Annotated in this window: 11 protein-coding genes; 10 read left to right on the forward strand and 1 reads right to left on the reverse strand. The window is 71.0% G+C overall.

The genetic code is table 11. From position 1 onward, the window contains the following. Positions 1 to 226 precede the first annotated feature (226 nt). The 5 genes from ABD743_RS14030 to ABD743_RS14050 all read left to right on the forward strand — a co-directional run bounded on the left by ABD743_RS14030 (position 227) and on the right by ABD743_RS14050 (position 4,009). The gene (locus ABD743_RS14030) at positions 227 to 436 is read left to right on the forward strand and encodes a helix-turn-helix domain-containing protein (RefSeq protein WP_075942968.1); all 210 of its coding nucleotides are present in this window, start codon (positions 227 to 229) and stop codon (positions 434 to 436) included. Positions 437 to 461: 25 nt separating this feature from the next. After that, the gene (locus tag ABD743_RS14035; protein WP_344722475.1) at positions 462 to 1,265 is read left to right on the forward strand and encodes an enoyl-CoA hydratase/isomerase family protein; all 804 of its coding nucleotides are present in this window, start codon (positions 462 to 464) and stop codon (positions 1,263 to 1,265) included. Between the two features lie 108 nt (positions 1,266 to 1,373). Continuing rightward, positions 1,374 to 3,317 carry an ABC transporter ATP-binding protein gene (locus ABD743_RS14040; RefSeq protein WP_344722794.1) on the forward strand — a complete coding sequence of 648 codons (1,944 nt, stop codon included), beginning with the start codon at positions 1,374 to 1,376 and terminating at the stop codon, positions 3,315 to 3,317. Between the two features lie 148 nt (positions 3,318 to 3,465). Then, on the forward strand, positions 3,466 to 3,693 hold the full coding sequence (locus tag ABD743_RS14045) for a hypothetical protein (protein ID WP_344722476.1): 228 nt from the start codon (positions 3,466 to 3,468) through the stop codon (positions 3,691 to 3,693). 16 nt (positions 3,694 to 3,709) lie between these two features. Then, positions 3,710 to 4,009 carry a hypothetical protein gene (locus ABD743_RS14050; RefSeq protein WP_344722477.1) on the forward strand — a complete coding sequence of 100 codons (300 nt, stop codon included), beginning with the start codon at positions 3,710 to 3,712 and terminating at the stop codon, positions 4,007 to 4,009. A gap of 540 nt (positions 4,010 to 4,549) precedes the next feature. On the opposite strand, the gene ABD743_RS14055 is transcribed toward ABD743_RS14050, so the two are convergent. Continuing rightward, on the reverse strand, positions 4,550 to 5,119 hold the full coding sequence (locus ABD743_RS14055; protein ID WP_344722478.1) for a TetR/AcrR family transcriptional regulator: 570 nt from the start codon (positions 5,117 to 5,119) through the stop codon (positions 4,550 to 4,552). 115 nt (positions 5,120 to 5,234) lie between these two features. Between ABD743_RS14055 and egtA the strand changes: the two genes are divergently transcribed. The 5 genes from egtA (at position 5,235) to ABD743_RS14080 (ending at position 10,240) form a co-directional block, all read left to right on the forward strand. Then, positions 5,235 to 6,614 carry an ergothioneine biosynthesis glutamate--cysteine ligase EgtA gene (gene egtA / locus ABD743_RS14060; RefSeq protein WP_344722479.1) on the forward strand — a complete coding sequence of 460 codons (1,380 nt, stop codon included), beginning with the start codon at positions 5,235 to 5,237 and terminating at the stop codon, positions 6,612 to 6,614. Beyond that, the gene (gene egtB / locus ABD743_RS14065; RefSeq protein ID WP_344722480.1) at positions 6,611 to 7,948 is read left to right on the forward strand and encodes an ergothioneine biosynthesis protein EgtB; all 1,338 of its coding nucleotides are present in this window, start codon (positions 6,611 to 6,613) and stop codon (positions 7,946 to 7,948) included. Before egtA ends, egtB begins: the two co-directional genes overlap by 4 nt. Positions 7,949 to 7,954: 6 nt before the next feature. Next, positions 7,955 to 8,713 (forward strand): ergothioneine biosynthesis protein EgtC, encoded by a 759-nt coding sequence (gene egtC / locus ABD743_RS14070; RefSeq protein ID WP_344722481.1) that lies wholly within the window; start codon positions 7,955 to 7,957, stop codon positions 8,711 to 8,713. Beyond that, positions 8,710 to 9,681: an L-histidine N(alpha)-methyltransferase gene (gene egtD / locus ABD743_RS14075; protein ID WP_344722482.1), complete on the forward strand. Its 972-nt coding sequence runs from the start codon at positions 8,710 to 8,712 to the stop codon at positions 9,679 to 9,681. Before egtC ends, egtD begins: the two co-directional genes overlap by 4 nt. 79 nt (positions 9,682 to 9,760) lie before the next feature. Further along, on the forward strand, positions 9,761 to 10,240 hold the full coding sequence (locus ABD743_RS14080) for a cupin domain-containing protein (RefSeq protein ID WP_344722483.1): 480 nt from the start codon (positions 9,761 to 9,763) through the stop codon (positions 10,238 to 10,240). Positions 10,241 to 10,436: the final 196 nt, after the last annotated feature.

Genomic DNA, 10,436 nt, shown 5'->3' on the forward strand with positions numbered 1-10,436 from the left:
AGTGGGCTCACCCAGGGCGACAATCAGGTGGCGAGGGAGTGGCCGGGAGGTCACAGCGGTGCGTCAATGATCACCCGTCCGCGTGGTCCGTTCGGCGCAACCGTTCACCGATCATCGAGTGGATCTCCTGGTTACAGGCACATCGGTAAGCGATCATTGCGCGCACCGGGGGGCCGGTAACGAGCCGCGCGCGGAAGTACTGCGGCGGACAGAGGAGGAAACGGCCGTGGCCGACCTGAAGAAGGGTGCACGTATCACCGGCACCCAGCGTGACAAACTCGCCACCGATCTCAAGAAGAAGTACGAGAAGGGCGCCAGCATCCGAGCGCTCGCTGAGCAGACCGGGCGGTCCTACGGATTCGTTCACCGGGTCCTCAGCGAGACGGGCGTGTCCTTGCGGGGTCGTGGCGGGGCGACGCGCACCAAGAAGAAGTAAGACTGCCGCGGGCTAGCCTGCCCGCATGACGACAGCGGCGGTGGACCCCGGCCTTCTCGAGCGCGGCGGAGTGGCGCTCGACGTGGACGGCCCCCGGGCAACGATCTGGCTTTCGCGCCCTGAGGCGCTGAACGCGCAGACGCCGGCAACGTGGGAAGCGTTGCGCACGATCGGTGACGCCCTTTCCGATGAGGTTCGGGCGGTAGTCGTGCGGGGTGAAGGACGGGCTTTCTCGGCCGGTCTCGACAGGCGCTTCTTCTGGGCACGCGAAGTCGATGGGATGCCCGGCATCGCCGGCATCGCGGAGCTGCCCGACGGAGACGCCGATGCCGTCATCGCCGGTTTCCAGGCCGGCTTCTCGTGGCTGCGTCATCCCGCACGGGTCACCGTTGCGGTGGTGCAGGGCCACGCGATCGGAGCTGGATTCCAGCTCGCGCTGGCCTGTGACCTGCGGGTTGTTGCCGACGACGTGCAGTTCTGCATGGCGGAGGCCACCTTGGGGATCGTCCCGGACCTCGGCGGCACCCACCCACTGGTCCACGCCGTGGGCTATGCCCGCGCCGTGGAGATATGCCTCACCGGGCGGCGGGTCGGAGCGGAGGAGGCGGTGGCATGCGGCCTCGCACTGCGTGCGGTTCCCGTAGCGGAACTGGACGCCGAGGTCGATGCCCTCGTCTCAGCCCTCCTGGCCCCGCCGCCCGGTGCCGGCGCTGAGACTCACGCATTGCTTGCACGAGTCGCGGACGGCCTGGACCCCGCCGCCGCCCTCGCGGCGGAACGCGCCGCGCAGCTTCGCCGTCTGCGGAGCCTCGCGGCGGGCGAGGGATGATCGTGGGGATCAGGGAGTAAAAGGACACCGCGGCGGCGTTGCAGCGCTCCGAAGAGCTGTTGCAACGGTGTAAGCGAAGGAGCCGCGGTGGACCGGACCTGGGGGATGATGCGGGGCGTCGTCCGAGCGGCAGACGCACCGAAGTCGGTGAAGAAGGGCACGATCAAGCGGATCTGGACCTTCGCCCAGCCCTACCGCGGCTGGCTGCTGACGTTCCTGCTGCTGACGGTCGTCTCGGCCACCATCGGTGTCCTGACGCCGGTGCTCGCCGGGCGCGTGGTGAACGCGATCGTCGCGCGCGGCGACGTGTCCGTGGTTGCGGCCACGGTGCTCGGCCTCGCCGGCGGTATCGCCGCCCTCGCGGTCCTCGAGGCCGTGGTGGGCCTGGTGTCGCGCTGGTTCTCCTCCCGTATCGGGGAAGGGCTGATCGTCGACCTGCGGCGCGCCGTCTTCGAGCACGTCCAGCGGATGCCGATCGCGTTCTTCACGCGTACGCGCACGGGTGCCCTCGTGAGCAGGCTCAACAACGACGTGATGGGCGCGCAGTCGGCGATCACATCGACGCTGGCCACCGTGCTGAGCAACTCCGTCCAGCTGGCTCTCGCCCTGGGCGTGATGATCAGCCTGGCCTGGCAGGTGACGCTGCTGGCGCTCTTGCTGCTACCGATCTTCGTGCTGCCGGCCCGCCGGATGGGCCGCACGATCGCTGATCTGCGCCGTGAGTCGGCCGATCTCAACGCGAGCATGAGCACGCAGATGACCGAACGGTTCTCCGCGCCGGGCGCCACGCTCGTCAAGCTCTTCGGCCGTCCCGAGGAGGAGGCGCGCGAGTTCGGGGAACGCGCCGAGCGGGTGCGCGACATCGGGGTGCGCACCGCGATGGTGTCGCGCGTCTTCGTCACCGCGCTGTCGCTCGTGTCGGCGCTGGCCCAGGCGCTCGTCTACGGCCTCGGCGGCTACCTGGCGGTGACCGGGCAGATCGAGCCCGGCACGGTCGTCACTCTCGCGCTCCTGCTGACCAGGCTCTACACACCGATGACCGCGCTCGCCAACGCCCGCGTCGACGTGATGACCGCGCTCGTGTCGTTCGAGCGCGTCTTCGAGGTGCTCGACCTGAAGCCGATGATCACGGAGAAGCCGGACGCCGTGGAGCTGCCCGACGGACCCGTCAGCGTGCGGCTGCGCGATGTGCGGTTCGGCTACCCGAACGCGGAGCGGGTGTCGCTCGCCTCCTTGGAGGAGGTGGCCGTGCTGGACAACCGCGTCAACGAGGAGGTGCTGCACGGCATCGACCTCGAGGTGGGCCCGGGCCGGTTGCTCGCGCTCGTCGGTTCGTCGGGAGCAGGCAAGTCGACGCTCGCCTCTCTGGTGCCGCGGCTGTACGACGTGGACGAGGGTGCGGTCGAGCTGTCCGGCATCGATGTCCGGGACCTGACCTTCGCCGCGGTGCGCGGCGCCGTGGGTGTGGTGACCCAGGACGGGCACCTGTTCCACGACACGATCCGGGCCAACCTGCGCTACGCCGCCCCGGAGGCGAGCGACGCCGAGATCGTCGATTCTCTGCGACGGGCCCGCCTCGGCGCCTTGCTCGACGCACTTCCCGACGGCCTCGACACGGTGGTGGGGGAGCGCGGGTACCGGCTCTCCGGAGGGGAGCGGCAGCGACTGACGATCGCCCGGCTGCTGCTGGCCCGGCCCCGCGTGGTGATCCTCGACGAGGCCACCGCGCACCTGGACTCCGAGTCCGAGGCCGCCGTCCAGGCCGCACTGGCCGAGGCGCTCGTGGGCCGCACCGCCATCGTCATCGCCCACCGGCTCTCCACGATCCGGGCCGCCGACGAGATCGCGGTGGTCGAGCAGGGCCGGATCGTGGAGCGCGGCACCCATGACGAGCTACTCGCCCGGGCCGGCCGCTACGCCGCGCTCTACCGCACCCAGTTCGCCGACGGCGACGACTTCGGCGAGCCGGTCGTCGAACCCGTGCCGAACGGGATCGCGTGTGGCATACCGGGGTGCACGGTGCGCCATCAAGAGGCGCACCTGTTCGGCTGACCGGCCGAGATGCGTGGGCGACGCCACGTCCGCTCATGGTGGCGACGGAGGAGCATGGAAGTCGGGTGACCGGAGAGTCGACGCCGACCACAGTGCCCATTCCTGACGGTTCAACGGTCTGCGGCGATCAGCCGGCTGGAGCACAACCATGATCATGATTTGCGAGCGCTGCTACGGGCGCATCAGCGACAGCGAGGCAGTGGTCCGCCTTGCTCACATCGCGGAGGCTCTTCCCGACGGCAGCATGACGTGGTGGTACTCCTACACCCACCCCGCCGGCGCCCCGACCTGCGGCGCGACCGTTCTCCCCGGTGAGGAGGGGCCCGACACCGGCGAGTGGAACCCCGCCCGGGGCATCGGCGGCGGGCGGGCCTGACCGACGCACGTGTGCCATGGCGCTCGTCGCGGCCGATCACGGGCACGAGCCGGCGCCGTTGATCATCGGTTCGGGACGTGCAGGCGCGTGTGGCGCGCTTCCCGGGGTCGGTTCGGTGATCATGGGTGGCCGACCGCGGGTGCCGGTGGGCGCCTTCTGGTGGCCCATGATCGTCGGCTCGGTCACCGGAGCCGTGTGCAGCGCGGTCGCGGGTCCCAGAGTGATGATCACCTTCCCACGGGTCCGGCTCAGGCACCTGCGGGGCACGCACGGCGGCGCCCGCGTCGAGGGCGCGGTGCCAGGCCCCGGCCCATGATCGTTCCCAGATCGAAGTTTTCGCCCTCGCGCGGGCGGATTGCCCGATCTCGTGGCGATCATCGCGCTCGGACCGGGGGCGCCCGGGAGCCGTGTGCGGTGCGGTCGCCGGGGTCGGTGCAGGCCGCCGGTGGACCTTGATCGTCGGCTCGGGCCTCGGAGCCGTGTGTGGCGCGGTCGCCGGTCCCAGAATGGTGATCATCCCCACAGTCCGGCTCGGGCGCTCGGACCCCGCGGTGGCGCGGTCGAGCGTGGTGCGGGTGGCCGCAGGGCCGGCTGAGCCGTAGGTCAGCTCGACCCGGCCGCAGGATGATCATCGTTTCGGAACCGTCAACCGGCTGTGGCGCGGTTGGAGGTGCCGAACTAGTGATCATGGTCCGGTGCCTGCCCTTGGCGTGGGCGACGCCCCGGTACAAGCGCGGCCCGGTGTCGATCACCGGATCGGGCCTGGATCCCGAGTTGCGATCATCACCCGCCGCGAGGCGCCACGGTCGCCTGTCGCGGATCGGACCAGCTCGGGGCTCGCAGCCGCAGCGGCCCGTCAGCGGCGGCGGACGGCGCCTTCCACGAGGTCGAGCACGCCGGTGAGGTGCTCTCCGGGGAGTTCCATGGACAGGTGGGAGACCAGCCCCTCCAGCACCAGCTCCAGATAGCGCGCCAGCACCGGGATGGGTACGTCGTCGCGCAGTGTGCCGCCCCGCGCCTGCCGTTCGAGCCGCGCCTGGGTGGCCGCGGTGAGCGCCTCGGCGTGCTGGCGCCAGCGGTCGCGGAAGCCCGGGTCGGTACGCCCTCGACGTGCGATCTCGAGGAACGTGCCCGTCCAGCCGGCGTCGATGCGTTCGGGTGATGTCAGGAGCTCCCGCATCACCTGAACGAGGCCCTGCTCGGCCACGATCTCCGTCATCCGCTCTGCGTCCCGCTCGGCGAGGGCGAAGAACAGGGCGTCCTTGTCGCGGAAGTGGTGGAAGATGGCCCCGCGCGATAGGCCGGTGGACTGCTCCAACCTGCGCACCGTGGCGCCCTCGTAGCCGTGCCGTGCGAAGCACGCGCGGGCCCCGTCGAGGATCTGCTCACGCCTCGCGGCGAGCTGGTCGGCGCTGACACGGGGCATCGGACCAGGATAACTGGAAAGCGAGACGTACGTACGTCTTGGGAATTGCCCTTATGTACCAGTGACGGCTGTCGAGCCCCTGAAATCGTCGGAGCCCGCGGGTAGCGTCATGCGGGTGGCGAGAGATGTGGGCATCGCGACGGCTACGGCGGTGGGTGCGCCCGCCGCCGATCCGCCGGACGCGGGCCCGTCGGTTCTACGCGACTGTGCCGATGCTGAGGCATACGTAGCGTCCGTCTGTTTCAAGATCGGCCCTCCCCGACTCGTCGGGGTGGAGCTCGAGTGGCTGCTGCATCAGCCGTCGGCTCCCGAGGTGCCACCTGATCCCGCCGTGTTGGTCACGGCGCTCGGGCCGCACACACCCACCACGCTCGACCCGTCCTCGTCCGCACTACCGCTCCCCGCCGGTTCGGCCGTCACCGTCGAACCGGGTGGCCAGATCGAACTCGCGAGCCCGCCCCTTCCGGATCTCGGAGGGTTGCTGCAGACCGTCCGCGCCGACGCCGACGCACTGCACCACCTGCTCGCAGGTCAAGGACTACAACCCCACCTCCGCGCCACCGACCCGGTGCGTCCTGCGGTCCGCATCCTCGACGTTCCTCGCTACCGAGCCATGGAGCAGGCGTTCGACCGGTTGGGGCCGCACGGCCGCAGCGCGATGTGCTCCACCGCCGCCGTGCAGGTGTGCGTCGACGCGGGGGAGAACGGCGATGTCGCCGAGCGCTGGGCGGCGGTCCACGCGTTCGGCCCGGTGCTGTTGGCAGCGTTCGCCAACTCACCGCTGCTGCACGGCAGGCCCACGGGATGGAAGTCGTCGCGATGGGCGTGCTGGCAGCGGGCCGACCCGTCCCGCACGGTGCCCCCGCGGATCTCCGACGTCACGACGGAGGACCCCGCTACGGCGTGGGCGCGCCGGGTGCTGAGCAGTCCGTTACTGCTCGTGCGCAGGGAAGGGGCATGGGAGGTGCCCAGCGGCGTCACGTTCGCCGACTGGGTCAACGGCGCCCTCTCGGTGCCTCCCACCACCGCCGACCTCGACTACCACGTGTCCACCCTGTTCCCGCCGGTCCGCCCGCACGGGCATCTCGAGGTGCGCTACGTCGACGCCCAGCCGGGGCGCCGGTGGGCCCTGCCCGTCGCGGTGATCGCCGCGTTGCTCTCCGACACCGTCGTCACGGGCAAGGCGCGCGAAGCCTGCGAGCCCGCAGAGGGTCGCTGGACCGAGGCCGCCCGGTTCGGCCTCGCCGACCAGCCGCTCGCCCGGGCCGCGGCCACATTGTTCGAGCTGGCCTGCGACCGGTTGACCGGCCTCGGTGCGCCCCGCTGGGTTGCCGACGACCTTGCGGACATGACGGAGCGGCAGGTCCTGCGCGGCCTGTGCCCTGCCGACACCTCCGTCGATGTCTCCGCCGATCGCCTCGTCGGAGACCTCGCAACCGACCACGCCGAGAACCCCACCCGCCAGCCGGCACCTCCGGAGGGAGAGACGTCATGACCGTCAGCGACCAGATCGCGTCAGGCAGCGAGGAGCTACGCGCGCGCGTCGCCGAGCTGCTCACCGCGTCCCGTGCTCGCAGCACCGCTCTCACCGACGCCGTCGACGAGGCCGACCTCGTGGCCCAGCACTCTCCGCTGATGTCACCGCTGGTCTGGGATCTCGCTCACATCGGCAGCCAGGAGGAGCTCTGGCTCGTGCGTGACGTCGGCGGTCGCGAGCCGCTGCGTCCGGAGATCGACGGGCTCTACGACGCGTTCCAGCATTCGCGCGCGAGCCGCGTCGATCTACCGTTGCTCGGCCCGGCCGAGGCTCGCGCCTACGTGGCCGAGGTGCGCGACAAGGCCCTCGACACCCTCGAGCGCACCCCGCTCACCGGTCGCCGTCTCGTGGAGCACGGCTTCGCCTTCGGCATGATCGTGCAGCACGAGCAGCAACACGACGAGACGATGCTCGCCACCCACCAGCTGCGGGCCGGCGCCCCGGTACTGCACGCGAGTGCTCCGCCGGCCGGGCGGGCGCTCGCCGCCCGCGAGGTGCTCGTGCCGGGCGGCCCGTTCACGATGGGCACGTCCACCGAGCCGTGGGCGCTCGACAACGAGCGTCCCGCGCACGTGGTCGACGTTCCGGCGTTCGTGATCGACACGGCGGCCGTCACCAACGGCGAGTACGCCGAGTTCATCGCGGCGGGCGGCTACGACGACCAGCGGTGGTGGAGCGACGCGGGCTGGGCGCACCGCGTATCGGCCGGGCTCACAGCACCCGAGTTCTGGGAGCGCGACGGTTCGGGCGAGTGGTACCGACGGCGGTTCGGCGTGGTCGAGCGGGTGCCCGCCGACGAGCCGGTCGTCCACGTCTGCTTCCATGAGGCCGAGGCGTACGCCCGCTGGGCCGGCAAGCGGCTGCCCACGGAGGCGGAGTGGGAGAAGGCCGCCCGGTACGACCCCACCACCGGACGCTCCCGGCGGTTCCCGTGGGGCGACGAGGAGCCCACCGCCGAGCACGCCAACCTCGGTCAGCGGCACCTGCAGCCCGCGGCTGCCGGGGCGTTCCCCCTCGGGGCGTCCCCGCTCGGTGTTCAGCAGCTCGTCGGCGACGTGTGGGAGTGGACCAGCTCGGGCTGGCACCCGTACCCGGGGTTCGAGGTGTTCCCCTACCCCGAGTACTCCCAGGTGTTCTTCGGCGGCGACTACCGGGTGCTGCGGGGCGGTTCCTTCGGCACCGACCCTGCTGCCATCCGCAGCACGTTCCGCAACTGGGACCACCCGATTCGCCGGCAGATCTTCTCGGGCTTCCGCTGCGCCAGGGACGTGTCCCCGGCGGAGACGGCGTAGCCCCGGGTGTGTCGCCACCTGGCCTACCTGGGGCCGCCAGTGACGTTGTCGTCGCTGGTCCTCGAGGCGCCCCATGGGCTGCTGCGGCAGTCCTACGCACCGCTGGACATGCGCGCCGGCGGCACGATCAACGCCGACGGGTTCGGCGCCGGCTGGTACCCGGCGCCCGAGGCCGACGCGGTGCGGTACCGCAGCGCCGCACCGCTCTGGTCCGATGCCTCCTTCGCCGCCATGGCGGGCGCCACCCGTTCGTCCGCCGTTCTGGCGGCGGTCCGGTCGGCCACGGTCGGCATGCCCGTCACGGAGACGGCTTCGGCACCGTTCGCCCACGGGCGATGGCTGTTCAGCCACAACGGCGTGGTGCGGGGGTGGCCGCACTCGGTCGCCGGGATCGCCGCCGGCCTGCCGGTGGCCGATCTCATCACCCTTGACGCGCCCACCGACTCGGCCCTGCTCTGGGCGCTGGTGCGCCATCGGCTGTCCGAGGGTGGGGATCCGGCTGACGTCCTGGCCGGGGTCGTCGCCGCAGTGGCCGCGGCCGCACCAGGGTCGCGGCTCAACCTGCTGCTCACGGACGGCCGTGGGATCTGGGCCACGGCGTGGGACCACGCGTTGTCGGTGCGCACCACCCCCGACTCCGTTCTGGTCGCGTCCGAGCCGATCGACAGCCTTTCCACCTGGAACCCGGTGCCCGACCGGCATCTCGTCGTGGCCCGACCGGGCCACTACCGGGTCGACGAACTCACGATGACAGGAGTCCCATGAGCCCCGCGCTGCTGGACATCCACCTCACCGACGGCGACGCCGATGCCGCCTTGCGCGCCGACGTGCGTGCAGGCCTCACGACGATCCCTAAACAGTTGCCCCCCAAGTGGTTCTACGACGCCCGGGGCAGCGAACTGTTCGAGCTGATCACGGAGCTGCCGGAGTACTACCCCACCCGCACCGAGCGGGCCTTGCTGGAGCGCAGCGCCGACGCGATCGCGATCACGTCGGGCGCCGACACGATCGTCGAGCTCGGTTCGGGATCGTCGGCCAAGACACGGCTCCTGCTCGACGCCTTCGGCCGTACCGGGTCGCTGCGCCGGTACGTGCCACAGGACGTGAGCGAGGCCGCCCTCCGCTCGGCCATGGACGCCCTGTCCGTCGAGTACCCGAACCTCGAGCTCCACGGCGTGGTCGGCGACTTCACGAGCCACCTGCACCGGTTGCCACGGGGCAAGCACCGGATGGTGGCGTTTCTCGGCGGCACCATCGGCAACCTGCTGCCCGCCGAGCGTGCCGAGTTCCTCGAGCGGCTTCGCGCGGTGCTGCAACCGGGCGAGCAGCTGCTGCTCGGCACGGGTCTCGTGATCGACGAGGAGACGCTCGTCCGCGCCTACGACGACTCGGCCGGGGTCACGGCCGAGTTCAACCGCAACGTGCTGCGGGTGCTCAACCGCGAGCTGCGCGCGAACTTCCCGGTGGAGGAGTTCACCCACCGCGCGCTGTGGGATGCGGAGAACGAGTGGATCGAGATGCGGCTGGTCGCGCAGAGCGCCATCACCGTCACTCTTGCGGAACTGGGCCTCGAGGTGCATTTCGCTGCGGGGGAGGAGATGCGCACGGAGATCTCCGCCAAGTTCACCGGCCCCGGCGTCCGGGCGATGCTCGAAGAGGCGGGCTTCACGATCACCCGCACCTGGACCGACCCGGACGACCGCTTCGCCCTGACGCTGGCAACCGCCACCTGACACACCGCAAGTCGCCCGGCTTCTCTCCGCGAGTCCCCGTTTCCGGAGGCCGAATCGCATGTCGGGTTAGCCTGCTGGCATGAGCAGCGATCGGGCGGGTCGTTCGTGGCGGACCGACGGGGTCCGGGTCATTCCCGGCGAGGCGCTCGACAGCAACACACCGCAGACACCAGGCATGCACCGTGCCGCGGCTGTCACGCACACGCGAGTGGGGGCGGCGAAGCTATGGGCCGGCACCGTCACGATCCACCCCGGCGCCCGCACCGGTGCCCACCACCACGGCGAGCTGGAGAGCGTGATCTACGTGGTGCGCGGCCGGGCGAGGATGCGGTGGGGTGAGCACCTCGAGTTCACGGCGGAGGCCGGCCCGGGCGGCTTCATCTTCGTGCCGCCGTTCGTGCCGCACCAGGAGATCAACGCGCTCGACGACGAGCCGCTGGAGTGTGTGCTGACGCGCAGCGGGCAGGAGCCGATCGTGGTGAACCTGGACATCGAGGGCGTGGCTGAGCCCGAGCACGTGCCGTGGGTCGACCCGGCCCATCCGGCTCGGAGCGGATGACGGGGCGGCCGGCGCCGGGGCATCTCCCTCGCTTCCGTTGCGTGCGGCGCGGCCCTCCTCGTGCACGGAGCGTGCGCCCTGGCGAGCCGATCCTCGGCCGCCTCGATGGCGAGATCACCATCAGTGCCTGGCAGTCGAACTATGTCAATGAAACATTGACGCCAGCGTTTCGTCAATCTGTCGGCGACATCACGCA

The sequence above is a fragment of the Pseudonocardia yunnanensis genome, assembly GCF_039534065.1.
GTDB lineage: Bacteria > Actinomycetota > Actinomycetes > Mycobacteriales > Pseudonocardiaceae > Pseudonocardia > Pseudonocardia yunnanensis.

Coding starts and splice junctions, on each gene's coding strand:
- ABD743_RS14045 (WP_344722476.1), top strand. CDS start 3,466: ATGATCATGATTTGCGAGCGCTGCTACGGGCGCATCAGCGACAGCGAG.
- ABD743_RS14080 (WP_344722483.1), top strand. CDS start 9,761: ATGAGCAGCGATCGGGCGGGTCGTTCGTGGCGGACCGACGGGGTCCGG.
- ABD743_RS14040 (WP_344722794.1), top strand. CDS start 1,374: ATGCGGGGCGTCGTCCGAGCGGCAGACGCACCGAAGTCGGTGAAGAAG.
- ABD743_RS14050 (WP_344722477.1), top strand. CDS start 3,710: ATGGCGCTCGTCGCGGCCGATCACGGGCACGAGCCGGCGCCGTTGATC.
- ABD743_RS14055 (WP_344722478.1), bottom strand. CDS start 5,119: ATGCCCCGTGTCAGCGCCGACCAGCTCGCCGCGAGGCGTGAGCAGATC.
- egtD (WP_344722482.1), top strand. CDS start 8,710: ATGAGCCCCGCGCTGCTGGACATCCACCTCACCGACGGCGACGCCGAT.
- ABD743_RS14035 (WP_344722475.1), top strand. CDS start 462: ATGACGACAGCGGCGGTGGACCCCGGCCTTCTCGAGCGCGGCGGAGTG.
- egtB (WP_344722480.1), top strand. CDS start 6,611: ATGACCGTCAGCGACCAGATCGCGTCAGGCAGCGAGGAGCTACGCGCG.